The organism is Kribbella sp. NPDC104740, assembly GCF_055583505.1.
Genome location: NZ_JBVJNV010000001.1, coordinates 224,519 through 250,140, shown reverse-complemented (window position 1 = coordinate 250,140; position 25,622 = coordinate 224,519). Strand labels below are relative to the sequence as shown.

The following is a 25,622-nucleotide window of genomic DNA, read 5'->3' as shown; positions in this document are numbered from 1 at the left end:
GATGCTCACGCCCAGGCACCAGGCGCTGCTGGCGACGCTGGCCGGGATGACCGTCGGTGTCGCCGTGTTCGGCACCGTGCTGGCAGTCAACAGTGCGACGGGGGACGACGCCGCGCAGACCGTCGTCACCAGTCCCACGCCGACGCCGTCGCCGAGTGCGGGTGACGGGCTCCGGCCGGACTCGTTGCAGTTCGTCGCCGAGACGTTCGGCAGCGAGCGGTCGCCGGTGAGCGCCGAGGTTCCCGCGGGCTGGAAGAGCACCCAGAGCGGCACGAGGCCCCGGTACGTCGACCCGACCGGCGTCTGGCAGGTCCGGTTCGACGCGCGTGGCAGCAAGCAGACGCCGACGGCGTTGCTCTCCGCTCGGCAGGGCAGCATCGACGAGCCGGACTACAAGGTGCTGAGCACCGAGAACGCGACGCTCGTCTACACGTACACGGACAAGGCGCGTGGTCCGCGGATGGGGTTGTCGCGCTGGATCTCCGCGGGTGACAGCGGGCGGTCGGCGATGGAGATCACCGTCGGCGGACGCCCGCAGGACGAGGCCGGGCTGCGGGCCGTGCTGGAGCGTGCGACCGAGACCCTGCAGCTGCCGGAAGGCGGCGACGACCGCCCGAGCTAGCCGCGGGCGGCGGGCCTTCCCGACTCAGCGCGGGGCCGGCGGCTCGCCCGGCTCAGCGCCGTATGGTCAGCACTTCAGGTCCGCCGCAGGCGGTGAGCCCTGCAGGAGGTAGCTCTCCACCGCTGTGTCCACGCACTGGTTGCCGGCCTTGTACCCCGTGTGGCCGTCGCCGTCGCGCGTGATCAGCACGCCGCTGTCCAGCTCCCCGGCCAGGCCGACCGCCCACGCGTACGGCGTCGCCGGGTCGCGGGTGGTCCCGATCACGACGATCGGCTTCGCGCCGGTCGCCTTGATCGCGTGCGGTTTGCCGGTCGGCTTCACCGCCCAGTTCGCGCAGGCCAGCGAACCCCACAGCAGGTACGCCCCGAACCGCGGCGACTCGGCCAGGTACTTCGCCTGCAGCGTCTTCGCCTCCGCGACCGACTTGATGTCCTGCCGGTCCAGGCAGTTCACCGCGTAGATCGCCTCGTTGGCGTTGGTCGTGTAGCCGCGCGGCGTCCGGTCGGTGTTCTCGTCGACGATCGCCAGCAGCCGCGCGCCCTTGCCCTCGAGCCCGTCCGCGACGGCCTCCTCGAGCCGCGGCCACGCCTCCTGCGAGTACAGCGGGTAGATCACGCCGAGCACCGCCAGCGCCTGCGTCACCTCGCGGTCGCCGCCGGTCGGGATCGGCTTGGCGTCGGTCTCGGTGAGCAGCTTGTCGACCGCGGCCAGCACCTCCGCCTTCGTCGTACCGAGCTCGCAGTTGCGGCCGGCGCAGTCGGCGGCGAACGCGTCGAGCGCGGTGTCGAAGCCCTTGGCCTGGGCGATGTTGTTCTCCTCGGCCGTCTTGGCCGGGTCGACCGCCCCGTCCAGGACCAGCCGGCCGACGTTCTTCGGGAACAGCTCGGCGTACGTCGCCCCGAGGAAGGTCCCGTACGAGTAGCCGATGTAGTTCAGCTCGACGTCGCCGACCAGCCCGCGCAGCACGTCCATGTCGCGGGCCGCGTCCTCGGTCGAGACGTGCGGCAGCAGCTTGCCGGATCGCTCCTCGCAGGCGTCGGCGAACCCCTTCGACACCGTGTTCAGCTCGGTGATCTCGGCCTCGTCGTCCGGGCTGCCGTCGGTCGCGATGAACTTGTCCTGCTCCTCGGTGTCCAGGCAGCGCACCGGTGTCGAGTCACCGACACCGCGCGGGTCCCAGCCGACCACGTCGAACTTGCGCAGCAGCGCCGGGCCGAGCACGAACGACGCCGCGGCCGCGAACTGGACGCCGGAGGCGCCGGGGCCGCCCGGGTTGATGAACAGGGTGCCGATCTTGCCGGTCCGGTCGCGCGCCGGGATCTTGCGGGCGCGCAGCTCGATGGTGTCGCCGGCCGGTTTGGTGTAGTCGAGCGGGACGGTGATCGTCGCGCACTGGCTGCCGGAGCCGCAGCGCTGCCAGGACGGCGTCTGCTGGTAGAACTTCTCCAGCCCTGCGGGGATCGGCCCGGCCGGCCCGTTGGTCGGGTTCCCGCTCGTCGTCCCACCGTTGTCGGCGTCCTGCGCGCGGGTCGCGACCCCGCATCCTCCGACCAGCGCCAGCACCAGCAGCCCTGCAACCACCCTGCACGTCTTCACTACGAGCCGTCTCCCGAGTTGTCGTCCGGTTCAGCGCTGGTGGACCCGGTGTCCGTCGACGAGTCGCTCAAACGCCGCCGACGCCGGGGCTTGCGGCGACGAGCGGGCTCGGCGGCCGGCTGGCCGTCGGCCTGCGCCGGTACGCCGCCCGCGCGTGGCTCCGCCGCCGGAGGTTGCTGCCGAGCGGCCGGCTCGTCGGTGGCTCGCCGCCGGGCGGCCGGCTGGTCCGCGGCCGGCTCCCGGCGTACCGGGGTGGGTAGGTCAGCGGGCGCGTCCGGCGTGGTCGTGCTGCTCGCCTCGTACTGCTGCCGCGGCGAGCACACGTCCGCCCGGCTGCACGCGCAGCGACGACCGGAGGCAGCGAGCCGTACGACGACCGTGTCGCTCGGGACGTTGTGGCCGACCACGACGCCGTCGCCGGCGGGCGTCTCCACCGGCGTACCGACGCTTGGCGCCTTGGCGTTGAACTCCTGGTAGAGCGGGTGCTCGTACTTCAGGCAGCACATCAGCCGGCCGCACGCGCCGGAGATCTTGAGCGGGTTGAGCGGCAGGTCCTGGTCCTTGGCCATCCGGACGCTGACCGGCTCGAAGTCCTTCAGGAACGTCGCGCAGCACAGGTCGCGGCCGCACGGCCCGATCCCGCCCTGCAGGCGGGCCTCGTCGCGAGCGCCGACCTGACGCAGCTCGATCCTTGCCCTTAGTCCACGGGCGAGGTCGCGGACGAGCTCGCGGAAGTCGACGCGGTGCGGCGCGGAGAAGTACACGATCACCAACTGGTCGACGTCCGGCCGCCGGTCGACGAAGTCGATCCCGACCACCTTCATCGGCAGCCCGTGCTCGCGGATCAGCCGCTTCGCGGTCAGCCGGGCGTCGGCGCGGCGGTCACGGTTCTGCTCGTCCCGCTGCAGGTCGGCGTCGGTCGCGACGCCCTCGCACAGCGGCAGCCCACCGATCTCCTCGGTCACGTACTGCGGCGCCCACACACACTCGGCCACCTCGGGCCCGTCGTCGGTCGGGACCAGCACCTTCTCCCCGACCCGCGGCCGGTGCGGACCGGGGTCCAGGTAGTACAGCCGTCCGTACCGCTCGAACGACACCGCCATCACCATGCCCACGCGGCCAGAGTAGGGCATGAGGCCCAGTTCCCCGCCGTAGCGAGCGGTGCTCGGCGCGGTAGCTCGGTGCACGGGAGACGAGCGTGGCGATGCGAAGCATCGTGAGCTTGGCTCCCGTGCAGCGAGGTGCCGTGCCGAGTGCCGCGCAGTAGGCGGGGAGCTGGGCCTCATGCCCTCGGGCATTCACGGTTGAGGGCCGTTCAGATCAGGCGGCGCGGCCTCCGGCTGCGGCGGCGATGCGGGCGAGCAGCGGTGGGATGTCGTCGATGCCGGTGTGGACCTCGAGGAACACCAGGCGGTCCGGCGCCGCGTCCGCCTCGGCCAGCGCTTCGTCCAGCTCGGCGGCCGTGCGGGCGGTGAGGAGCAGCGCCTGGTCGGCGGTCATCGCGGCGGCGACCGTGTGCCAGTTCCAGGGCGCGATGTCGTTGTACGCCGCCCGTGGGCCGTTGATCGCGCGCTCGATCGTGTAGCCCTGGTTGTTGACCAGGACGACGATCGGGCTGACGCCGTACCGGACCATGCTGCCGAGCTCCTGGACGGTCATCTGCGCGGCGCCGTCGCCGGTGAGCAGGATGCCGCGGCGGCGGTCGTCGGCGAGCTGGGCGCCGAGCAGCGCGGGGAGCGCGTACCCGATCGAGCCCCAGAGCGGCTGGCCGATGAACCCGGCGCCGGCCGGCAGCGGCTGGCCGGACATCCCGAAGAACGCCGTTCCCTGGTCGGCGACGACGAAGTGGTCGCCGCGCAGGAACGTGGTCAGGTGGCTCCACAGCTCGTCCTGCGAGAGCAAATCATCAGCGGAGCCCGTCGTCGACAGCGTTGGCGCGTCCGCAGCGACCGGCGCTTCGAACACGAACGGAGGCAGATCGACGAACAACTTCGCCAGCCCCGCCAGCGCTGCCTTCAGCGGTACGCCGGCGTACAGCGCGCTCCCCACCTTCGCGGCCTCGGGCTGCAGATCGATCACCCGCGTCGGGTCGATCTGCTGGCTGAAGAACCCGCTCGTCGTGTCGGTGAACCGCACCCCGGCCTGGATCAGCACGTCCGCCGACTCGACGGCTTCCCGGGTCCCCGGCCGGCTGAACGCCCCGAAGTACGTGCCCGCGAACCGCGGGTCGGACTCGTCGACGAGGCCCTTGCCCATCGCCAGGTCGGCGTACGGGAGGTTGCTCTCGGCAAGCAACAGGTCGAGCTCGTGCTGCGCGCCGTACCGGTCTACCAGGTGGTCGGCGAGCACGACCGCCGTCCGGGCCCTCCCCAGCACGACCTGCGCATGCCGGAGGAACCCCTGCAGCGCGTCCTCGTCCACCTCCGGCTCGGCAACGACCAGCGCACCCTCAGCCGAGTCGATCGGAGCAGTCGCCACATCGGCCGGGATCCGCAAATACACCGGACGCCGCTCCCGCAGCGCCGCCAGCAGCACCCGGTCGATCTCACCGGCGGCGTTCTCCGGCGTCAGCGTCGCCAGCGCGCAGCTCACACTCTCCGCCGCCCGAGCGAACCGCTCGTAGTCCCCGTCCGCGGCCGTGTGGTGCACCCAAGCCCCGGTCCGCTCGAACGCGGACTTCGGGCTCCCAGTGATGTGTACGACGGGCAGCAGCTCGGCGTAGCTCCCGGCCAGCCCGTTGAGCGCGCTGAGCTCGCCCACCCCCGAGGTCGTGAGCAGCGCGCCGATCCCCCGCATCCGCGCGTACCCGTCGGCCGCGTACGCCGCCCCGAGCTCGTTCGCCGTCCCGACCCACTCGATCGCCGGGTGCGCGACGACCTCGTCGAGCAGCTGCAGGTTGTAGTCCCCCGGTACGCCGAACAGATGCCGCACCCCGAGCTCGGCCAGCCGGTCCAGCAGGTAGCCGGTCACCGTCGTCGTCGCCACAACCCACACTCCCCGTGAATCATTCGTTTGACTCATTCAAGAGTAGCTCTTGAATCGTCAACTACCCACGGAAGGTCGAGGCGGTGGCGAAGACTCGCCACCGGCGGTCACTCAGCGCTTGCTGTCCTTCACGGTCCGGTCGAGCTGATCCCCGTCCGGCCCGTACGCCGTGCAGTAGATGTTCCGGTCGCCGCTGTTCCAGCCGGCCCGCTCGGGGTACCAGCTGACCGGGTCCAGCTCCGAGTCGGAGACATCGATCCCGACGTACCCGCGGAACTTCTCGTTGCAGGCCTTCTCGCCGAGCTCGCCGACCTTCTCGTCACCGGGCCAGTCCTGGGCCGGCAGCGTCACCACGGCGTACAGCTCGCCGTCGTGGTCGACGCTGCAGGCCGCGCGGGTGACCTCATCCTCGTCGGAGGTGTCGTCGAAGCACTCGCCAACCACGAGCGCGTCGATGTAGACGCCAGGGGCGCTGGTCGAGCTGACCGGCGTCCCGCCGCTGGAGTACTCGTCGTCGGGCAGCGAGGCGCCGATCGCGATCAGCGCGATCACGATCGCGGCGGCCACCGTCACGACGGTGCCCGCGATCAGGCCGACCACCGCCTGCGCGGTGCCTTCCTCGTTGCGCTTCTTGATCTGGACCAGCGCGGCGATCCCGAGCCCGATCGCGACCGGCGCGGCGATCGTGAAGATGATGCTGCCCAGCCCGGTGGCGAGCGCGGCCGTGGCCAGGCTGTTGGTCCGGCGCACCTGCCCGGGGTAGCCGTAGCCGTACGGCACCGGCGGCTGCCCGTACGCCGGCGGGTACTGCGGCGCCGGGTACTGCTGGTACTGCTGCTGGAAGTGCGGCGGCTGAGGCGCCGAGTACGGCGGCACGAACGGCGCCGGCCCAGGCTGCTGCGGCGGATTCTGGGGCTGACCGTACGACGGGAAGCTCCGCGGCCGGTCCTGCGGCCGGTTCGGGTCGTGCGGGTACGGCGGTTGTGTCATGGTCTTCTCCCCCAGGCCTAGCGCTGCGCGCCCCGCATGGATCCCACCAGGCGCTCCCCGCCCACCATGCACAGCACGTTGCCATCAGCAACAGCTTGATCTTCCAGCACCACGTAGTACATGTCCAGGTCCGAGCGCTCGTACGGCGTCCCGACGAACTCCTGGAAGGCGGTCGCGCAGTGCTGGGTCGCCGAGGTCTCCTTCTGCTCGGTCGACAGGCCGGTCATCGCCGCGGTCACCTTCGCGTAGGCCTCGCCGGAGTGCGAGGCGCCGCAGTCGGCGATCGTCACCATCCGCAGCGTCTCGGCCGACAGGTCGGCGTGGAAGCACTGCATCACCCGGACCTCGGCGATCGGGACCGACCGGCCGATTCCGGCCTGGCGTTCGCCGTACAGGCCGAGCGCGGCGGCGACGCCGATCGCGATCACCCAGCAGCCCGAGATGGCCAGCGCCGCCTGGGCCAGCCGCCGGCCGCGGGTCCCGGCCCGGCGGGTCCGGCGCAGCGCCAGGATCGCGAGCGGGACCCCCACCGGGATCAGCCCGGGCAGGCTGAAGGCCAGCGCCGCGACGGCGAAGCGGTCCAGCCGTCGTTGCGTCGGCGTCGGCACACCGTCCAGCCACGACTCAGCCGACGGCAGCGACCGCGCAGGCTCGACAGGCCGAGGCGGTTGGGTCATCCAGTTCCTTTAGCGAGGGCCAACGGCTGAATTCCCCAGCCAGCCAGCACATCGCCCGCACCCCTACCTTCGTTACACCGAGTCCGCAACCCAGACCCGTGTCTCACGCCTCGAACACGGTGCTCGAAAGTCAGCCTTCGAACAGGCTGATGGTCATCGCTTCCAAGGCCAGCAGCGGGGCCACGTTCGTTTCGATGGCCTCGCGGCAGGCGGCCAGGGCACCGATCCGGCGGACCGTCTGCTCGGGCGTGGTCCGGTCGGCGAACTGGACGATCGACTTGTGCAGCTCGGCGTTGATCAGGTCGCTGCCGGCCCGGGTCTGGACCACCAGGACGTCGCGGTAGAGCGCCATCAGGTCGACCAGTGAGCGGTCGAGCACGTCGCGTTCCCAGCGCTTCGCCCGGGCCTTCTGCTGCTCCTCGAGATCCTTGACCGCGGCCGCGGCCTCGCGCGGCTTGGCGCCCTTGGTGCCGACGCCGAGCGCCTGCTCGAGCTCGGCGCGCTCCTTCTCGTCGACGGCCGCGGCGCTCGCCTTGGCCTCCTCCTTGGCGGCCTCGGCCAGCTGCTGGGCGGCCTTCAGGCAGGCCCCGAGGTCCCGCAGCGCGAACGGCACCTCGAGCACCTTCGTACGCCGCTCGCGCACCGACTCGTCCCGCGCCAGCGCCCGGGCCCGCCCGATGTGGCCCTGAGCGGCCCGCGCCGCGAACCCGGCAAGCTCGGCGTCCACCCCGAGCTTGCGGCTCAGCATCTCCGCGACGGCCGCGACCGGCGGCGTCCGCAGCACCAGCAGCCGGCAGCGCGACCGGATCGTCGGTACGACGTCCTCGACGGTCGGCGCGCACAGCACCCAGACCGTCCGCGGCGCCGGCTCCTCGATGCTCTTCAGCAGCGCGTCGGCCGCCTGCTCGGTGAGCCGGTCGGCGTCCTCGACGACCATCACCTGCCAGCGGCCCTGGGTCGGGCTCATCGCGGCCCGGCGGATCAGCTCGCGGATCTCTCCGACGCGGATCGAGAGCAGCTCGGTGCGGATCAGCGAGACGTCGGGGTGCGCGCCGCTGAGCGCCGTACGGCACTCGTTGCACTCGCCGCAGCCGTCGTTCGGGCACTGGAGTGCGGCGGCGAAGGCGCGGCCCGCGTTGGACCGGCCGGAGCCGGGCGGGCCGGTGATCAGCCAGGCGTGAGTCATCCCCGCCGTCGCGGAGCCGCTCTCACCGCGCAGGCGTGCCGCAGCTCCCGCGACCGCGCGCTGCAGCACGTCCACCGCAGGCTCCTGACCGACCAGGTCGTCCCACACCGTCATCTGTCAGCTCTCCTGATCGGCGGCCGGTACTTGCTCGGGCGCGGGGGTCGCTCCGACGTTCGGGAGCAGGGGCAGCAGCCTGGCCTGGATCTGCTGGGCGATCTGCTCGCGCTCCTGAGTGGCGTCGAGGACCAGGTAGTGCTGCGGCTCGGCGGCGGCCAGCTCCAGGAACGCCGACCGGACGCGCTCGTGGAAGTCCGCGGACTGGGCCTCGATCCGGTCGCGTTCCTCGAAGCGGCTCAGGCCGCTGCGCGGGGGCAGGTCGAGCAGGATGGTCAGGTTCGGCCGGAGGTCGTCGGTGGCCCAGCGGTTCACCCGCTCGACGTCCGACAGGTCCAGGTCGCGCCCGGAGCCCTGGTAGGCCAGCGCGGAGTCGACGTACCGGTCGGTGATCACGACCGAGCCCGCCTTGAGGGCCGGTTTGATCACCGAGTCGACGTGCTCGGCCTTGTCGGCGGCGTAGATCAGCGCCTCGGCCCGGTGCGAGATGTCACCGGTCGCCGGGTCGAGCACGATCTGCCGCAGCGTCTTGCCGAGATCCGTCGCACCCGGCTCGCGGGTCAGCAGCACATGCTGCCCGCGCTCCTCCAGCCACTTGACCAGCAGCGCGGACTGCGTCGACTTGCCCGCGCCCTCGCCGCCCTCGAGCGCCACGAACAGCCCGGTGGTCGGGTAGACGCCCGGCGTCTTCCCGAAGCTCTTCCGGACATCGCGCCAGAACGGTACGCCGGGCCGGTCGTCCATCTGCTTCCACGCGACCAGCCCGATCACGCCCGCGAGCACCGCCGCGATCAGCATCGTCAGCGCGGCGCCGTTGTAGCTCAGCGACCGGTCGCCGACGCTCCACGTCTGCCGCCCGATCGCCCCCGCGACGAACGGCGCCACCGCGAGCGTCAGCGCGAGCACGGTCCGGACCGCCGACTGCACGAACGCGAACGTCCGGCCGCGGACGTTGTCCGGGACCTCCAGGCCGAGCAGCGTGTACCCCGAGACCCAGGAGGCGCCGGCGCAGAAGCCGAGCACGATCGCGATCATGGTGGCGATCTCGAGCTGCTGGATCAGCGCCAGCCCGGCCAGCCCGATCCCGGACCCGACCAGCCCGGCCGCGAACAGCCGGCGCCGGGACAGCCCGGAGAAGATCCGCGGCGCGAAGCCCATCCCGAGCGCGAGACCGCCGAAGACGGCGCCGAACAGCACGCCGTACCCGGGGTCACCGGCGTCCAGGTCCTCGACGTACGTGCGGCCGAGGCCGATCACCACCGCACCGGCCGCGAAGGCGCCGGAGATGCCGACGACCAGGCCGCGGACCACCGGCGTACCGGTGACGTACGACCAGCCCTCGACCATCGTCCGCCACAGCGTCGGGTGCTCCTCGTGGTCGTGCCGCCCGGCCCGGCCGATCTCGGCGACCGAGATGATCGCGAACCCGGAGACCGCGAAGGTCAGCGCGTTCACGTAGACGGCCAGGTCGATCGCGACATCGCCCAGCCCCCGGCCGACCAGCGTGATCGCGGTGAAGATCACCGCGGCCGGCAGGGCCGTCCCGTACGTCGTGACCAGGCTCAGCTGGTTGGCCGCCTCGAGCCGGTGCCGGGGCACCAGGTTCGGCACGCTGGCATCCTTGGACGGACCCCAGATCAGGCTGACGATCTCGATCAGCACCGTCGCCACCAGCACCCAGGTCAGGGTGCCGACGATCGGGATGCTGACGAAGAACGCCGCCCGGATCATGTCGCCGAGGATCATCGTCCAGCGCCGGTCGAGCCGGTCGGCGACCCACCCGGCCACCGGACCCATCACCAGCGCGGGCAGCACCCGCAGGAACAGCACCCCACCGATCGCGAAGTTGGCCGCCTGGTAGTCGTCACCGGCGAAGTTCTTGGCCATCGCGGTCAGCGCGAGCAGCCCGATCCAGTCGCCCAGGCTGGACAGCCCGAAGGCGATCCAGAGCCGCCGGAACGCCCGGATCCGCAACACCGCCCGGACGTCGTGGGCCGGTGCAGGATCGGTCAGCGGGTCGTATACCTCCGGCACGACACAGAGCCTAGTCGGCCGCACCGACGAGATGTTCCCTGAGGGGAGCCTGCGGGACTACCGAGTGTAGAACACTGTGTTCTACACTCGGTTCATGGACAGCATCCCCGTGCGCGAGCTCAATCAGCACACCAGCGCCGTACTGGCCCGGGTCGCCAACGGTGAGTCCGTGGAGATCACGGTCAGCGGCCGGCCCGCGGCCCGCCTGGTCCCGATCGACCACGCCACCACCACCCGGGGCGAGCTGATCCGCCGTGGCCGGTTGATCCCGTCCACCATCTCGGCGCCGGTGGTCATGCCGCTCGGTGAGCCGGATCTGTCGACCGACTCCACCGACATCGTCTCGGACCTCCGCGAGGAGCGTCTGTGATCTACCTGGACTCCGCCGCGATCGTGAAACTGATCCGCCCGGAGGCGGAAAGTGCAGCCCTCGTCGCGTGGCTGACGGCCCAGTCCGACACTCAACTGGTCGCGTCGTCGCTGGTGCTGACCGAGGTCCCCCGGGCCCTCCGCCGCTCCGACCCCGGCCGGCTCGCCGCCGTTCCCACGGTGCTGGCCCGGCTCGACCGGGTGCCGATGGACGACACCGTGCTCGCCACCGCGGCCGCCTACGCGGACCCGATGCTGCGGACCCTCGACGCGATCCACCTCGCGAGCGCCCAGACCCTGGTCCTGGAGGGCCTGGCGCTGACAGCACTGGTCACGTACGACAAGCGCCTGCTGGCGGCGGCTGCTGAGGCCGGCCTGGAGACAGCCGCTCCTGGCGCCTCCTAACCGGAGTGATCACCGACACAGGTGTGGTTGCCGGGGCAGGGAGCTGAGGCAGACTGAGGCGTCCCGTTCAGTAGCTGGCCGCCCGGTTCGCCTGGCGGCCGACCGATGTGGAGGCTTCGTGACCACCGCCGTACCCCTGCCCGTTCAGCGCCCGCTCGTGCTCGCCGACGTCCTGGGCCGGTCCCGGGCCCGTGACGTGGCGCTGGTCGTCACCGCGGCGCTGTTCACCGCCGCGCTGGCGCAGATCGCGATCCCGGTCCCGGGGTCGCCGGTGCCGATCACCGGGCAGACGCTGGCCGTCGTGCTGACCGCCGCCGCGCTCGGCCCGCACCGCGGGCTGGCCGGTCAGGCGCTCTACCTGGTCCTCGGCGCGGTCGGCCTGCCGTTCTACAGCGAGGCGTCCGGCGGCTTCGAGGTGATCAGCGGCGCGACCGGCGGGTACATCGTCGGCTTCCTGCCGGCGGCGTACCTGATCGGCCTGGCCGCCAAGCACCAGCTCGACCGGGCGCTGTGGAAGGCGCTCCCGCTGTTCGTCGCCGGTCAGGCCATCATCTTCGCCGTCGGCGTCCCGTGGCTGGCCGTCACCGCGCACCTCGACGCGGGTCAGGCGATCGCCGCCGGCTTCACCCCGTTCATCGTGGGCGGCCTGATCAAGGCCGCCGTCGCCGGCGCGATCCTGCCCGGCCTGTGGAAGCTGACCAAGCAGAGCTAGGCGGAGACGGCGATCGGTTCCCGTTCGTCCTCGAAGAGACCTTCCGGTGGGTCGATCACCGGAAGGTCCGGCACCGGGAACTCGGTGTGCTCGCGCCGGCACGGCCCGAACGGGCCGTCCGGGTCGAGCAGCACCCGCATGTGCGGGTCGGCGTGGTCGCGCCACCAGACCGACATCCCGGTGTCGCCGTCCTGGCGCAGGTACTCCCAGGACCGCCACAGGGCGTCGAGGCGGCACATCGCCTCGAAGTGGCGGTACCACTCCGGGCACCAGACGTTGGCGTGGCCCAGCTTGCGAACGTAGGCCTTCACCAGGAACTCGGAGACGAAGGCCGCGAGGTGCGGAAAGTACGGGCGGTACGGCTCGGACATCGATCGCTCCAGGGGTTCCGCTCCCGCCGTCTCGCGACGGCGGGAGCGCTGCGGAAGAGTCAGCGGCCCTTTTCGAGCTTGTCGATCTTCTTGCTCAGCGAGCCGAGCTGCTTCGCGGAGTCCCGCATCTGCTTGTCCGACGCGGACATCCCCATCTGCCGCATCTCGGACTGCCACTCCTTGACGTTGTTGTACTGGTTCTTCAGGTCCTCGAGCTTGTCCGCCATGTTCGTCTTTCCCTTTCCCAGCAACGGTTCGTGCCGGTCGGCACGCTCACTCGGACGTGGGCACGACCGTTGCTGGTTCCAGGGCTCCGAACTATTCAGCCTCAGTCGAATAGCTGAACTTCAGCGACAGCGAAGCCGGTGCCGTCAGCAACTTGTACTTGTCCGCGAGCGCCGGGCCGCAGGAGTTCGAGCCGATGCCGGCCTGGGCCAGGTCCAGCGTCACGTACGTCGTACCGCCGGGCTTCACGTCGATCGTGTGCTTGGCGTCGGCCAGGTCCTGGGTCGTCCAGTCGCGGACGGTCAGGCCGAACAGCGTCGGCGCCGCCTCGACCCGAAGGGTGCCCTCGGCACCGTTCAGGACGGCCCAGCGGGTGTCGATCCGGTGCCCGTTCTCCTGCGGGCGCACGTACGGCGTCTGCAGCTCGGCCACGGTCGCCGAGTACCGGCCGACGGCGGCCGCGGAGCGGGTGTCGACGTACGCCTCGTTCGGGCCGGCGCCGAACCATTCGACGGACGCGACCGTCGGCAGCTCGAAGGTGATGCCGAGCCGCGGCAGTGTCGCCGGGAACTGGCCCTCGGGCGTGATGCTGAGATCCAGGTGCAGCCCGTCCTCGAGCTTGCTCCAGACCCAGGTCGAGACCAGGCCCCACTGCAGTGCGGGCGGCGCGGTCCGGGTGACGACCTTCCAGCCGGTCTGGTGCGTAGTCGCCGAGACGACCCGGTGCTGCACGCGGTGCAGGCCCTGCTCGCGCCACGCCTCGGCGACGCCGGGGATCGTGTCGTTGTCGGTCGGCGCCCGCCAGACGTCGAGCCGCGCGTTCGTCAGGCCGCCGACTGTGATCCCGTGCACCCCGGCGACCCCGTCGGCCGGCGCCGTGCAGGTTCCGCCGACGCCCTCGGTCCGCGCCGCGGCGTCCGAGCCGGTGGAGGCTGCCGGGCGCGCCGACGCGGCCGGCTCGTCGAGCCGGACCTGTCCCCAGGCGACCCGGTGCCCGGCCTCGGCCCACGCCGTACCGTCGGTCAGCGACGCGCTGACCGTCACCCAGGTCTCGGCCTGGTCACCCGCAGTCGGCAGCTCCACCGTCACCGTCTCGCCGGGCGCGATCGCCGGTACGGTCAGCGAGCCTTCGGCGACCTGCGTGCCCTCGACCTCGACGACGTACCGGAACGTCAGGTGGCTGGTGTCCAGCACCTCGTACCGGTTGGTGATCGCCACATTCTTGCCATCGGCAACGATTCGGAGCGGCTCGATCACCTTGACGTACTCGAGCATGCCCGGCGACGGCGTCCGGTCCGGGAACAGCAGCCCGTCGCAGACGAAGTTGCCGTCGTGGATGGTCTCGCCGAAGTCGCCGCCGTAGGCGTAGAACTCCTGCCCGTCCTCGGTCTTGCGCAGCCCGTGGTCGATGAACTCCCAGATGAAACCGCCCTGGCAGCGCGGGTACTTCTCGAACAGCTCCCGGTAGTCGAGCAGCCCGCCCGGCCCGTTGCCCATCGCGTGCCCGTACTCGCAGAGGATGAACGGCAGCTCCCGGTACGACGAGGTGTCCTCGCCGATCTTCGCGACGTCCTCGGGCGAGGTGTACATCTGCGAGTAGATGTCGACGAACTCGGCGTGCGTGTCGCGCTCGTAGTGCACCGGCCGCGACGGGTCGAGCTCCTTCGCCGCGTCGTACATGGCCTTGAGGTTGTCGCCCATCCCGCACTCGTTGCCGAGCGACCAGATCACGATGCTGGCGTGGTTCTTGTCGCGCTGGATCATCCGCTGCATCCGGGAGACCAGGTCGGGGCGGAAGCGCTCGTCCATCACCGGGTTCGGCAGGTTCGGCGGCTGCGGCTCGTAGCCGAAGCCGTGCGTCTCCAGGTCGCACTCGTCGACGACGTACAGGCCGTACTCGTCGCACAGCGACAGGAAGTGCGGGTGCGGCGGGTAGTGGCTGGTCCGGACGGCGTTGATGCCGGCCCGCTTCATGATCAGCACGTCGTCGAGCATGTCCTGCTCGGTCAGCGCGCGGCCGCGGTCGGGGTGCGTCTCGTGCCGGTTCACGCCGTTGAACAGGACCCGGTTGCCGTTCACGGTCAGGACGCCGTCGGCGATCGCGACGGTCCGGAAACCGATCCGGACCCGGACCTCGCCGCCGTCGGTGCGGACGACGCCGTCGTACAGCTTCGGGCTCTCGGCGCTCCACGGCTCGACCTGCGCGACCACGGTCTGCTCGCCGGTCGCCAGCTCCAGCCCGAGCTCCGGTACGACGACCGTCCCGGCGACGTCGGAGTCGACCTTCAGCGTCCCGCCCGGTCCCTCGTACGACGCGTGCACGAACACGTCGGTCGGCGCGGTCGGCTTCAGCGCCAGCAGGTTGACCTCACGGAAGATCCCGGACAGCCACCACATGTCCTGATCCTCGACGTAACTGCCGGCCGACCACTGGTGCACGCGGACGGCGATCCGCGCGTCCTCCCCGGGCGTGACCAGCTCGGTGACGTCGAACTCGCTGGGCAGCCGGGAGCCGGACGACCAGCCGACCAGCTCACCGTTGACGTGCAGCGCGAACCGCGAGTCGACTCCCTCGAAGCGCAGCACGATCCGCGTCCCGGCGAAGTCGGCCGGCACCGCGACGGTCCGCACGTAGTCGCCGGTCGGGTTGTCGGTCGGCACGTACGGCGGGTCCAGCGGGAACGGGTAGTCGATGTTCGTGTACGCCGGGGCGCCGTAGCCCTGCAGCTGCCAGTGGCCGGGGACGCTGATCGTGTCCCAGCCGCTGGTGTCGGGGTCCTTCAGGTCGTCGGGGGCCTCGGCCACGCTCGGCGAGAGCCGGAAGCTCCAGTCACCGGTCAGCGCGACCCGGGCGGAGTCGTCGTCCAGCCAGGCCCGCGGGGGCAGGACACCGGCGGCCGGGGCGAAGTCTTCGACATAACTGTGGTCGTAGGTCACGAACGACGAGCCTACGACCGATCTGTTCACGAATCCACACCGATGAACAGATATGGACAGGAAATCAGCCCGCGCAGTCCTGACAAACCCCGACCAGCGCGACCTGCTCGGGCGCGAGCTGGAAACCCAGGTCGCGCTGGAGCTTGCGGCGGGCCGGGTCGAGGGTGTCGCCGGGCGCGTCCAGCACCGTCCCGCACTCGGAGCAGCGCAGGTGCAGGTGCCGCGGGGCGAGCTCGCCGGACAGGTGGTACGTCGTACCGGCGCGGCCCAGGTGCACGTGCGTGACCAGGCCGAACTCGCCGAGCGCGTCCAGCGCCCGGTACACGGTCGCCCGGTGGATGCCCGGCCGGAGCTCCTCGGCCCGCTCGCCGATCTGCTCGGCGCTCAGGTGCTCGTCGGTCCCGGCGAGCACCTCGACGACCGCCAGCCGGGCCGGGGTCACCCGCTCACCGCGCTCGCGCAGCCGTCGCGCGGTGACCTCGGCCGGCCCCTGCGGGCCGCTGTCTTCTCGGGTTGGCGCCATGGTCCAGTCTCTCAGGACTTCTTGGCGGCGGCCTTCTTCGTGGTCTTCTTGGCCGCGGCCTTCTTGGTGGTGGTCTTCTTGGCGGCCGTCTTCTTGGCGGTGGTCTTCTTCGCCGCCTTCTTGGCCGTCTTCTTCACCGGGCCCCGGGCCCGCTTGTCGGCCAGCAGCTCGGCCGCCCGGAGCAGCGAGATGCTGTCCACCGAGTCGTCCTTGCGCAGCGTCGCGTTGGTCTCCCCGTCGGTGACGTAGGGACCGAAGCGGCCCTCCTTGACCACCACCGGCTTGCCCGACTCCGGGTCCTCGCCGAGCTCCTTGAGCGGCGGCGCGGCGGCCCGCCGGCCGCGCTGCTTGGGCTCGGCGTAGATCTTCAGCGCCTCCTCGAGGGTGATCTCGAAGATCTGGTCCTCGGTCTGCAGCGACCGCGAGTCGGTGCCCTTCTTCAGGTACGGCCCGTAGCGGCCGTTCTGCGCGGTGATCTCGTCACCGGACTCCGGGTCCTTGCCGACCACCCGCGGCAGCGAGAGCAGCTTGAGCGCGTCGTCGAGCGTGACCGTGTCCAGCGTCATCGACTTGAGCAGCGAGCCGGTCCGCGGCTTGGCACTCTTCGGCGCGTCGTCGGGCAGCACCTCGGTCACGTACGGGCCGAACCGGCCGGCCTTCGCGACCACCTGCAGCCCGCTGTCCGGGACCGCGCCCAGCTCGATCTCGACACCGGAGGGCTGGCTGAGCAGCTCCTTCGCCTTGTCGACGGTGAGCTCGTCCGGCGGCAGGTCCTCCGGCACGTTCGCGCGGGTCTCGTCCGGGCCCTCGACGTACGGGCCGTAGCGGCCGACCCGGACCACGATGCCGCTGTCCGGCGGTCCGACCGGGAAGGTGGACATCTCCCGGGCGTCGATGTCACCGAGGTCGCTGACCATCGACTGCAGGCCCTCGAGGTCGTCGTCGCCGAAGTAGAACCGGCCGAGCACGCCCTCGCGCTGCAGGTTCCCGGCGGCGACGTCGTCCAGCACGTCCTCCATCGAGGCGGTGAACGCGTAGTCGACCAGGCGGGTGAAGTGCTCCTCGAGCAGCCGGACCACGGCGAAGGCCAGCCAGGCCGGAACCAGCGCGTTGCCCTTCTTGTACACGTAGCCGCGGGCCTGGATGGTGCCCAGGATCGAGGCGTACGTCGACGGCCGGCCGATCTCGCGCTCTTCCAGCTGGGCGATCAGCGTCGCCTCGGTGAAGCGCGACGGTGGCTTGGTCTCGTGCCCGGAGGCGAGCACCTCGGTGGCCGGGAGCACGTCGCCCTCGGACACGTCGGGGATCTGGGTCTCCCGGTCGTCGGTCTCGTGCGACGGGTCGTCCGCGCCCTCGACGTAGGCCTTCAGGAACCCGTGGAACGTGATCACCCGGCCGGACGAGGTGAACTCGCACTTCTCCCCGGTCGAGGCGGTCGCGTCGATCTTGATCGAGACGCTGTTGCCGGCCGCGTCCTTCATCTGGGACGCGATCGTGCGCATCCAGATCAGCTCGTACAGCCGGTACTCCGCGCCGGACAGCCCGGTCTGGGCCGGGGTCTGGAACTGCTCACCGGCCGGCCGGATCGCCTCGTGCGCCTCCTGGGCGTTCTTCACCTTGGAGGTGTAGACGCGCGGCTTGTCCGGCAGGTACGTCGCGCCGTACAGCTCGCGGACCTGGGCCCGGGCGGCGGTGATCGCGGTGTCCGACAGCGTGACGCTGTCGGTACGCATATAGGTGATGTTGCCGTTCTCGTACAGCCGCTGGGCGATCTGCATCGTCTGCGAGGCGGACATGCCGAGCTTGCGGCCGGCCTCCTGCTGCAGCGTGGTGGTGCGGAACGGCGCGTAGGGCTTGCGGGTGTACGGCTTGGACTCGATCGAGCGCACGGTGAACTGCGACTCGCGCAGCGCCGCGGCCAGCGCGGTCGCGGTCGGCTCGTCGAGGTGGACGGTGTTCTGGCTCTTCAGCTCACCGGTCGACGCGAAGTCGCGGCCCTGCGCCACCCGCCGGCTGTCCACCGAGACGAGCCGGGAGGGGAACAGCCGGGGCGTCTTGCCCTCACCGGCGTCGAGCGTCGCGTCCAGGTCCCAGTACGACGCCGAGCGGAACGCGATCCGCTCCCGCTCGCGGTCGACCACCATCCGGATCGCGACCGACTGGACCCGGCCCGCCGACAGCTTCGGCATGACCTTCTTCCACAGCACCGGGGAGACCTCGTAGCCGTAGAGCCGGTCCAGGATCCGGCGCGCCTCCTGGGCGTCGACCAGGGCGTCGTTGATCTGCCGGGCGCTGCCGACCGCGTCCTGGATCGCCTTCGGCGTGATCTCGTGGAAGACCATCCGCTTGACCGGGACCTTCGGCTTCAGCTCGTCGAGCAGGTGCCACGCGATGGCCTCGCCCTCGCGGTCCTCATCTGTGGCCAGGTAGAGCTCGTCGGCCTCTTTGAGCAGGTCCTTGAGCTTGCGGATCTGCGCCTTCTTGTCGGCCGGTACGACGTACAGCGGGTCGAAGTGGTCGTCGATGTTCACGCCGAGCCGGGCCCACGGCAGCCCCTTGTACTTGGCGGGGATCTCGTCGGCCCCCTTCGGCAGGTCCCGGATGTGGCCGAAGCTGGACTCCACCACGTACCCGGACCCCAGGAAACCGGCGATCATCCGCGCCTTCTTCGGCGACTCGACGATCACCAGCCGGCGCCCGGTGCCCGCCGAAGCGGTTCCGGACGATGTCTTGGTTCCTGCTGCCCCTGCCACTGCGCTCCTTGCTGTCTACGTCCTCTAGGACCGACCAACGCCTGCGGCCGGACTGCTCATTCCCCGTGAGCACAACCCCGAGCACCGACCCTGCCCGAAGACAGAGTACGGCCGACAGCAACGCATTTCTCAACGCACGGTAACCGGTCGCGCCGCCACGCGCCGCATTCGGGTGACCGAAAGCACGGCCGGGAGCGGCTCAGCGGACGAATCCCACGGCGGGGAACCGACCCGATTCCTTCCGCAGCAGCGACTGCGGCCGGCCGCGCAGACTCTGGTCGAAAAAGGCCGCGAGGTAGTCCCGCTGAGCGGACACCGCCGCGGTCTCGTCGAGCTTGCCGACCAGCTTGCCGACGGCGATCGGGATCAGCTCGTCGTCGCCGTACACGTGGTGGAACAGCTGCGCGAAGACGAAGCGGAAGTCGCAGAACGCGAAGTGCTCCGACCCCTTCAGCTGCAGGTTCAGCTTCCAGCCCTGCTGCGCCTTCCAGAACGCCGCCCAGGAGGGGTCGTAGTTCGGCGCCTTCGGGTCGAGCCGCTGGCTGGTGTCGGAGCCGAAGAGCAGGAACGGCCGCTTCAGCCCCTTGCGCGCGACCTCGCCGACCAGCTGGTCCTCCTTGCTGTCCGACAGCGTGCCGTCCAGGTCCGCGCCGGCCTGCACCCGCCGGTCCTGCAGCATCGTGTTGGCGGTGGTGTAGCCGCCGAGTGAGTACCCGAACATCCCGGTACGCCGCAGGTCGAGGCTGTTCCGCAGCCCGTGCGGCAGCTTGCGCTGCTCGGCGTCCGGGTTCCGGCCGGCGGCCAGCTGCTCGAGCTGGTTCAGCACGAACCGCGTGTCGGCCGTCCGGGTGTCGACCACGTCGTGGATCAGCTCGGCGGTCGGCGCCTGGTCCGGGTCGTGACCCGGCACGAACCGGCCGTCGGGGAACTCGACCGGCGTCTCGCCGGTGTGGTCCAGGCTGACCACCACGTAGCCGCGGCTGGCCAGGTCCTCGGCCTGCGAGGTGTTGAGGAACCGGCTGAACGGGTAGCCCGGCGAGAAGACGACAACCGGGTGCTTGCCGGACCGGGCCGGTACGCCGACCTTCGCGTGCGTCTCGGTGTTGGCGAAATCGAGCACGGTGCCGGGCAGCCAGAACGCCTCGGACCACTGGCGGCCGACGTACTCGGCGGTCTTCTTCGGCATGTACTTCGCGAGCGGCGCGTCGCGGCCGATGCCGGCGGCCGGGTACCAGACGCTGACCATCAGTTCGCGCTTGCCGCTCGGCGCTGTCGAGTCGGCCCGGGCCCGGTCGACCAGATGCAGCTCGGTGGTGCCCAAGTCGTAGCGGCCGGTCGGCTCGGGCAGGTCGAAGGTCGTCGGCGTGTAGACGGGGTCCTGGGTGGTCCGGGCCTGCGCGGTCAGCGGGACGGCGAGCAGAGCGAGAGCCAGGACGCCGAGCACCGCGTGGTTGATCCTTCGACAGTTCGCCATGCGCAACATCGTCGCCGCACGCACTGTGACCGGGGATCCACCGTCCGATGGAGGACCCGTCTCACTTTGATGACGGCCGAGCTAGTGACAGCGCGGCGCCGATCAGTTATCAATAGCCGAAACTGTTCATAGATGCGTGAAGTGAGGCTTTCGTGAGCATCTTTCCAAACCTTAAACGTTCAGCTTTGCTGACCACGGCCCTCGCCGTCCTCGCCGGCGCCCTGGTCGGCACGGCCTCGGCGGAGTCCTTCGCCGAGCCCGCCGCCGGGACGTCGCTGGGCACGGTGACCGCCTTCGCCGCCGACAACGCGACGTACACGCTGACCGCGGGCACCGCGAAGGTGCGCGTGGTCTTCGTGAAGGACGACGTGTTCCGGCTCTGGCTCGCGCCGGACGGCGAGTTCACGGACCCGGCCAACACCCCGCCCACCGACCCGACGGCGCCCGCGTCGAACATCGTCGCGAAGACCGACTACGCCAAGCCGAAGACGAGCTGGCGCGACCGGGGCAGCTACTACTCGCTGACCACCGGCAAGATCGAGGTGCGCGCGAACAAGTCCCCGCTGCGCTTCTCCCTCTACCGGTCCAACGGTCAGCGAGTCTGGTCCGAGACCGCGCCGCTCTCGTGGACAGACACCGAGGCCAGTCAGTCGCTGAGCCGCGGCGCCACCGAACAGTTCTTCGGCGGCGGCATGCAGAACGGCCGCTTCTCGCACCGCGACCAGACCATCACCGTCTCCCGCGACTTCAACTGGGAGGACGGCGGCAACCCGAACGCCTCTCCCTACTACATGAGCACCGCCGGGTACGGCGTACTGCGCAACACCTTCTCCCCCGGCAGCTACTCGTTCACCGAACCAGTGGTCACCCGGCACGACGAGAAGCGTTTCGACGCCTACTACTTCGTCGGCGACCTCAAGACCTCGCTCGACCGCTACACCGAGCTGACCGGCCGGCCCTTCATGCCACCGGTCTACGGCCTCGAGTACGGCGACTCCGACTGCTACAACCGCGGCCACTACGCGACCGACCCGGACACCAGCAACGACTGGAAGGTGCACCCGGACAAGACCACCACGCTCGACGCGGTGAAGGTCGCCCAGAAGTTCCGCGACGAGGACATGCCCGGCGGCTGGATGCTGGTCAACGACGACTACGGCTGCGGCTACTCCGACGACACTGACTCCGAGCAGGTCGACGGCACCTGGTGGGGCAAACGGGAGATCGCTCCGCTGAAGCAGACCGGCGAGGAGCTGAACAAGCGCGGCATCCAGATGGGCCTGTGGACGCAGTCCTCGCTGGACCGCCAGCCGGCCGAGGTCGGCGAGGCAGGCGTCCGGGTGCGCAAGCTGGACGTCGCCTGGGTCGGACCGGGCTACCGGTACGCGCTGAGCGCCTGCGACACCGCGCACGACGGCATCGAGCAGTACAGCAACGCCCGCGGCTTCGCCTGGATGGTCGAGGGCTGGGCCGGCGCCCAGCGCTGCGCGGTGCAGTGGACCGGTGACCACAGCGGCTCGCTCGACGCGATCAAGTGGCAGATCCCCGCGATCACCGGTTCCGGCAACTCCGGGATCGCCTACAGCGCGGGCGACATCGACGGCATCTTCGGCGGCTCGCCGACCAGCTACACGCGCGACCTGCAGTGGAAGGCGTTCACGCCGGCGCTGATGACGATGTCCGGCTGGGCGACCCCGGCGTACAAGCAGCCGTGGACGTACGGCGAGCCGTACACGAGCATCAACCGCAAGTACCTGAAGCTGCGCGAGCGGCTGCTGCCCTACTTCTACTCGTACGCCGCGGAGGCGCACCGCACCGGCGCTCCGCTGAACCGCTCGCTGGTGCTGGAGTACCCGACCGACCCGAACACCTGGGGCGACGCGGCGAAGTACGAGTTCCTGGCGGGCAAGGAGTTCCTGGTCGCGCCGATGTGGAACGCCGACGAGGTGAAGAGCGGTATCTACCTGCCCAAGGGGCGCTGGATCGACTACTGGACGGGCAAGGTCTACCAAGGTCCGACCACGATCAACGGCTACCACGCGCCGCTCGACACGCTGCCGCTGTTCGTGAAGGCGGGCGCCGTCGTCCCGATGTGGAAGGCCGGGATCAACACCGCCACCGAGCAGGGCTTCGGCGACCGGCTCACGGTCGACGTCTACCCCGACGGCAAGTCGTCGTTCGACCTGTACGAGGACGACCGCGTCACCCGCAACTACAAGGAGAACAAGTCGGCCACCCAGAAGCTCGAGGTGACCGCACCGACCGCGGCCCGCGGCGACGTGACGGTGAAGATCGGCGAGAGCCGCGGCTCGTACGCCGGCAAGCCGAGCGCGCGGCCGTACGAGCTGACCGTGCACACCGGCACCGCGCCGCGTGACGTGACGCTCGACAACCGCAAGCTCACCAAGCTGGTCAGCAAGAACGCCTACCTCGCGGCCTCGTCGGGCTGGTACTACGAGAACGGCGTCGTGCTGGTGAAGACCACCTCGATCTCCACCGGCAAGTCCGCGACGGTCCGGCTCGCGCAGACCACCTCGGTCGGTGGCGGCAAGGTCGTCACCGACACCTTCGGTACGCCGGAGCTGAGCAGCCCGTCGCTGTGGAACGCCCCCGGCCAGGCCACCGAGGTCACCGCGTCCTTCACGAACGCCGGTACGACGACCATGCGCGACGTGCGACTGGTCCCGAACCTCCCGGCAGGCTGGACCGCCACCGGCACCAGCACGTTCGCCAAGGTGGACCCGGGCAAGACCGTCACCACCAAGCTCCGGGTGACTCCGGCCGCGTCGGTGCAACCGGCGAGCTTCACCCTGCGGCTCGACGCGACCTACCGAGTCCATGACGCGTCGTACCGCAACAGCACGGTGGCCACCGCGCAGTTGCCGTACGCATCGTTGTCGCAGGCTGCGAACGTCGTCGGCATCAGCGACGCCAACACCTACGCCCAGGGCAACTTCGACGGCTCCGGCAACAGCTTCAACGGTGAAGCACTCGCCGCGGCCGGCTTCACGCCGGGCACCAAGGTCACCGTCCAGGGCGCCGAGTTCACCTGGCCGACCGGAGCCCCCGGTACGGCGAACCTGGTGAAGGACCAGCCCGCGCCGATCCTGGTCAGCGGCACCGGTTCGCACCTGGCGCTGCTCGGCGCAGGCGCCAGCTTGAATGCCAAGGGCAACGTCACCGTCATCTACACCGACGGCACCGAGTCCCAGGCACCGCTCCAGCTGCCGAACTGGTGCTGTCAGGACCCGACCACCGGCGGCGCCAAGCAGGCAGTGTCGGTGAAGGGCCGCTACACGGCGAGTGGTCTGGCGAACACGACCACCGACTACCGGGTCTTCTACACCGCTGTACCGCTGACCGCGGGCAAGACCGTCAAGGCGATCAAGCTGCCCGGCGGTGGTCTCGGCTTCTTCGCGGCGACGCTCGCCGACAAGCCTTTGCCTCCGGCACCGACCGGGCAGCCGTGGATCAGCGACCTGGAGTGGACCGACTCGACCAACGGCTGGGGACCGGTCGAGCGCGACAAGAGCAACGGTGAGGACGGCGCCGGTGACGGCGGTCCGCTGACCCTGGCCGGGACGCAGTATGCAAAGGGCATCGGGACGCACGCGCCGTCGTCGGTCAGCGTCCGGCTCGGCGGCAACTGCAGCAGCTTCAGCGCGCAGCTCGGGATCGACGACGAGATGGAGGACCGGGGCAAGGTGAGCTTCAAGGTCGCCGTCGACGGTGTGGTGAAGTACACATCGGACCTGCTCACCGGGAACTCGCCGACGGTACCGGTCACCGTCGACGTGACCGGCGGCCAGAACCTGACCCTGCAGGTGACCGACGCGGGTGACGGTGTCACCAGCGACCACGCCGACTGGGCCGACGCCCGGCTGACCTGCAAGGACTCCTGACCGAAGGGGCAACCGCCCCGAGCGCAACCGACTTTCGGCTGGACTTTCCCTGAGACCACCCCCGGAACCCACCTGCCCGCCAGTAAGGGGGAACAACAGGTGGGTTCCGGTGGCAACAGGGCCCCCCGGCATGACACGCTTCGTGCTGGCACGGCCGTGGCCCCCTCCCATGGTGGTGCCAACGCCACCATCCGAGTGGTGCCAACACCATCAGTTCTGGTCCTCGTGACGGCTACTTTCGAGACAGACGAAAGCCGTTGCCGGGCAGCTGTTCCAGAGAGGGCGCGTGGGAGTCATGGTTGCGACATACCTGAAGAAGTGGGTCGGCAGCCGGCTGCTGAGCAGGACCAGCCGCAGAGGTGGTCTGGACCTGTCGAAGATGAAGATGTTCCCCCGCCAGGTGTCGTTGCCGCTGCGTCGCGAAGGTCTCGACCCGGCGCCCGAGATGGAACGGATCCGCGAGACCGAGCCGGTGCACAAGCTGGCCCACCTGTTCGGGATGAACGTCTGGATGGTCAGCGGGTACGCCGAGGCCAAGGCGGTGCTGGCCGACAGCACCAACTTCAGCAACGACATCCGGCCGCTGATCGCCTCGGACCCGAACAAGCCGTCCGAGGGCATCGGCGGGCTGGGCTTCACCGACCCGCCGGACCACACCCGGCTGCGCAAGCTGCTGACGCCGGAGTTCACCAAGCGCCGGCTGGCCCGGCTGGAACCGGCGATCGAGAAGATCGTCAACGACCAGCTCGACCTGATGGAGGCCAAGGGCCCGGTCGCCGACATCGTCGCCGACTTCGCCTTCAACGTGCCGTTCCTGCTGATCGCCGACCTGCTCGGCGTCGAGGAGAACGACCGCGACCGGTTCCGTGCCCTCGGCCCGGCCCGGTTCGACCTGTCCGGCGGCGGCATCGGCGTCTTCGGCTCGGCCAGCGAGTCGCGCGACTTCCTGTTCGAGATCGTCCGCAAGCAGCGCAAGGACCCCGGCGACGGGCTGATCGGCTCGATCATCCGCGAGCAGGGCGACACCATCGACGACATCGAGCTCGGCGGCCTCGCCGACGGCGTCTTCCTCGGCGGCTACGAGACCTCGGCCAGCATGCTCGCGCTCGGCACGCTGGTGCTGCTGCGCGACCCCGACAACTTCGCCCGGATCCGCAACGAGCCGGGCGCCGTCGACACGATCGTCGAGGAGCTGCTGCGCTACCTGACCGTCGTCCAGGTCGCCTTCCCGCGCTTCGCCCGGCACGACCAGGAGCTGTTCGGCCACCAGGTGAAGAAGGGCGACCTGGTCGCGGTGTCGCTGTCCGGTGCCGACCGGGACAAGGAGATCTTCGGCCCGAACGCCGAGAGTTTCTGGCCCGAGCGGGTCCCGGCCGCGCACCTCGCGTTCGGCCACGGCATGCACCGCTGCGTCGGCGCCGAGCTGGCCCGGATGGAGCTGCGGGCCGCGTTCACCGCGCTGGCGCACCGCTTTCCCGACCTGTCGCTGGCGGTCGCCGAGGAGCAGCTGCGGTTCCGCGACTTCTCGATCGTGTACGGCGTCGAGTCGCTGCCGGTGCAGCTGCACGCCACGGCCGGCGCCCAGCAGGCCGCCGGCTGAACGTTTCAGGCCGGCCGGTGACGCACCGGATGCACAAGACTGCGTCAAGTCAGCGCCGGTGAACGGTCCGAGCCCGTGACAGCGCGCTGACTCGGGACCACAATGGGCGGTCCGGCTCGACCCTGCGAGCTGGTCCAGACCAGGAGG

19 protein-coding genes are annotated in these 25,622 nt (G+C 70.4%); 6 read left to right on the top strand and 13 right to left on the bottom strand.

The features are described from left to right. The first annotated feature begins 1 nt into the window (after window position 1). Entirely contained in the window at window positions 2–622 is a 621-nt protein-coding gene (locus tag ACZ6Z4_RS01155; protein ID WP_465556866.1) for a hypothetical protein, read from the top strand. 66 nt (window positions 623–688) lie between these two features. Here ACZ6Z4_RS01155 and ACZ6Z4_RS01150 read toward each other — a convergent pair whose 3' ends face one another. The 7 genes from ACZ6Z4_RS01150 to tmk all read right to left on the bottom strand — a co-directional run bounded on the left by ACZ6Z4_RS01150 (window position 689) and on the right by tmk (window position 10,204). Then, window positions 689–2,203, bottom strand: coding sequence for an alpha/beta hydrolase (locus tag ACZ6Z4_RS01150; RefSeq protein ID WP_465556864.1), 1,515 nt, complete (start codon window positions 2,201–2,203; stop codon window positions 689–691). A gap of 14 nt (window positions 2,204–2,217) precedes the next feature. After that, window positions 2,218–3,327, bottom strand: a complete 1,110-nt coding sequence (locus tag ACZ6Z4_RS01145; RefSeq protein WP_465560560.1) for a PSP1 domain-containing protein — start codon at window positions 3,325–3,327, stop codon at window positions 2,218–2,220. 211 nt (window positions 3,328–3,538) lie between these two features. Next, window positions 3,539–5,203, bottom strand: coding sequence for an alpha-keto acid decarboxylase family protein (locus tag ACZ6Z4_RS01140; protein ID WP_465556862.1), 1,665 nt, complete (start codon window positions 5,201–5,203; stop codon window positions 3,539–3,541). 111 nt (window positions 5,204–5,314) lie between these two features. Beyond that, entirely contained in the window at window positions 5,315–6,193 is an 879-nt protein-coding gene (locus ACZ6Z4_RS01135; protein WP_465556860.1) for a DUF4190 domain-containing protein, read from the bottom strand. Window positions 6,194–6,210: 17 nt separating this feature from the next. Continuing rightward, on the bottom strand, window positions 6,211–6,870 hold the full coding sequence (locus ACZ6Z4_RS01130; RefSeq protein ID WP_465556858.1) for a DUF4190 domain-containing protein: 660 nt from the start codon (window positions 6,868–6,870) through the stop codon (window positions 6,211–6,213). A 130-nt stretch (window positions 6,871–7,000) separates the two neighbouring features. Further along, entirely contained in the window at window positions 7,001–8,170 is a 1,170-nt protein-coding gene (locus tag ACZ6Z4_RS01125; RefSeq protein WP_465556856.1) for a DNA polymerase III subunit delta', read from the bottom strand. A gap of 3 nt (window positions 8,171–8,173) precedes the next feature. Then, a complete protein-coding gene (gene tmk, locus ACZ6Z4_RS01120) occupies window positions 8,174–10,204 on the bottom strand; it encodes a dTMP kinase (RefSeq protein WP_465556854.1) in 2,031 nt (676 codons plus the stop codon). A gap of 94 nt (window positions 10,205–10,298) precedes the next feature. Here tmk and ACZ6Z4_RS01115 point away from each other — a divergent pair, with 94 nt between their 5' ends. The 3 genes from ACZ6Z4_RS01115 (at window position 10,299) to ACZ6Z4_RS01105 (ending at window position 11,690) form a co-directional block, all read left to right on the top strand. Next, entirely contained in the window at window positions 10,299–10,574 is a 276-nt protein-coding gene (locus tag ACZ6Z4_RS01115; RefSeq protein WP_465556852.1) for a type II toxin-antitoxin system Phd/YefM family antitoxin, read from the top strand. Continuing rightward, a complete protein-coding gene (locus ACZ6Z4_RS01110) occupies window positions 10,571–10,978 on the top strand; it encodes a type II toxin-antitoxin system VapC family toxin (RefSeq protein WP_465556850.1) in 408 nt (135 codons plus the stop codon). Before ACZ6Z4_RS01115 ends, ACZ6Z4_RS01110 begins: the two co-directional genes overlap by 4 nt. A gap of 118 nt (window positions 10,979–11,096) precedes the next feature. Continuing rightward, window positions 11,097–11,690 carry a biotin transporter BioY gene (locus ACZ6Z4_RS01105; protein ID WP_465556848.1) on the top strand — a complete coding sequence of 198 codons (594 nt, stop codon included), beginning with the start codon at window positions 11,097–11,099 and terminating at the stop codon, window positions 11,688–11,690. On the opposite strand, the gene ACZ6Z4_RS01100 is transcribed toward ACZ6Z4_RS01105, so the two are convergent. From ACZ6Z4_RS01100 to ACZ6Z4_RS01075, 6 genes are all read right to left on the bottom strand, one after another. Further along, complete coding sequence (locus tag ACZ6Z4_RS01100) at window positions 11,687–12,061, bottom strand: DUF4913 domain-containing protein (protein WP_465556846.1); 375 nt, start codon at window positions 12,059–12,061, stop codon at window positions 11,687–11,689. The genes ACZ6Z4_RS01105 and ACZ6Z4_RS01100 overlap by 4 nt on opposite strands. A 59-nt stretch (window positions 12,062–12,120) precedes the next feature. Beyond that, window positions 12,121–12,288, bottom strand: a complete 168-nt coding sequence (locus ACZ6Z4_RS01095) for a hypothetical protein (RefSeq protein WP_465556844.1) — start codon at window positions 12,286–12,288, stop codon at window positions 12,121–12,123. Window positions 12,289–12,379: 91 nt separating this feature from the next. After that, complete coding sequence (locus ACZ6Z4_RS01090) at window positions 12,380–15,223, bottom strand: glycoside hydrolase family 2 TIM barrel-domain containing protein (RefSeq protein ID WP_465556842.1); 2,844 nt, start codon at window positions 15,221–15,223, stop codon at window positions 12,380–12,382. A 64-nt stretch (window positions 15,224–15,287) separates the two neighbouring features. Continuing rightward, window positions 15,288–15,746, bottom strand: a complete 459-nt coding sequence (locus ACZ6Z4_RS01085; RefSeq protein WP_363675961.1) for a Fur family transcriptional regulator — start codon at window positions 15,744–15,746, stop codon at window positions 15,288–15,290. Window positions 15,747–15,757: 11 nt separating this feature from the next. Further along, the gene (gene topA / locus ACZ6Z4_RS01080; protein ID WP_465556840.1) at window positions 15,758–18,499 is read right to left on the bottom strand and encodes a type I DNA topoisomerase; all 2,742 of its coding nucleotides are present in this window, start codon (window positions 18,497–18,499) and stop codon (window positions 15,758–15,760) included. A 199-nt stretch (window positions 18,500–18,698) separates the two neighbouring features. Beyond that, on the bottom strand, window positions 18,699–19,973 hold the full coding sequence (locus ACZ6Z4_RS01075) for an alpha/beta hydrolase family protein (RefSeq protein WP_465556837.1): 1,275 nt from the start codon (window positions 19,971–19,973) through the stop codon (window positions 18,699–18,701). 185 nt (window positions 19,974–20,158) lie between these two features. Here ACZ6Z4_RS01075 and ACZ6Z4_RS01070 point away from each other — a divergent pair, with 185 nt between their 5' ends. Next, window positions 20,159–23,875, top strand: a complete 3,717-nt coding sequence (locus ACZ6Z4_RS01070; protein WP_465556835.1) for an NPCBM/NEW2 domain-containing protein — start codon at window positions 20,159–20,161, stop codon at window positions 23,873–23,875. 295 nt (window positions 23,876–24,170) lie between these two features. Continuing rightward, entirely contained in the window at window positions 24,171–25,475 is a 1,305-nt protein-coding gene (locus ACZ6Z4_RS01065; RefSeq protein ID WP_465560558.1) for a cytochrome P450, read from the top strand. The last annotated feature ends 147 nt before the right edge of the window (window positions 25,476–25,622 follow it).

Excerpts from the sequence above, each read along its gene's own strand:
- ACZ6Z4_RS01155 (WP_465556866.1), top strand. The coding sequence starts at position 2 with ATGCTCACGCCCAGGCACCAGGCGCTGCTGGCGACGCTGGCCGGGATG.
- ACZ6Z4_RS01145 (WP_465560560.1), bottom strand. The coding sequence starts at position 3,327 with ATGGTGATGGCGGTGTCGTTCGAGCGGTACGGACGGCTGTACTACCTG.
- ACZ6Z4_RS01135 (WP_465556860.1), bottom strand. The coding sequence starts at position 6,193 with ATGACACAACCGCCGTACCCGCACGACCCGAACCGGCCGCAGGACCGG.
- ACZ6Z4_RS01130 (WP_465556858.1), bottom strand. The coding sequence starts at position 6,870 with ATGACCCAACCGCCTCGGCCTGTCGAGCCTGCGCGGTCGCTGCCGTCG.
- ACZ6Z4_RS01125 (WP_465556856.1), bottom strand. The coding sequence starts at position 8,170 with ATGACGGTGTGGGACGACCTGGTCGGTCAGGAGCCTGCGGTGGACGTG.
- ACZ6Z4_RS01115 (WP_465556852.1), top strand. The coding sequence starts at position 10,299 with ATGGACAGCATCCCCGTGCGCGAGCTCAATCAGCACACCAGCGCCGTA.
- ACZ6Z4_RS01100 (WP_465556846.1), bottom strand. The coding sequence starts at position 12,061 with ATGTCCGAGCCGTACCGCCCGTACTTTCCGCACCTCGCGGCCTTCGTC.
- ACZ6Z4_RS01095 (WP_465556844.1), bottom strand. The coding sequence starts at position 12,288 with ATGGCGGACAAGCTCGAGGACCTGAAGAACCAGTACAACAACGTCAAG.
- ACZ6Z4_RS01085 (WP_363675961.1), bottom strand. The coding sequence starts at position 15,746 with ATGGCGCCAACCCGAGAAGACAGCGGCCCGCAGGGGCCGGCCGAGGTC.
- ACZ6Z4_RS01075 (WP_465556837.1), bottom strand. The coding sequence starts at position 19,973 with ATGGCGAACTGTCGAAGGATCAACCACGCGGTGCTCGGCGTCCTGGCT.
- ACZ6Z4_RS01065 (WP_465560558.1), top strand. The coding sequence starts at position 24,171 with ATGGTTGCGACATACCTGAAGAAGTGGGTCGGCAGCCGGCTGCTGAGC.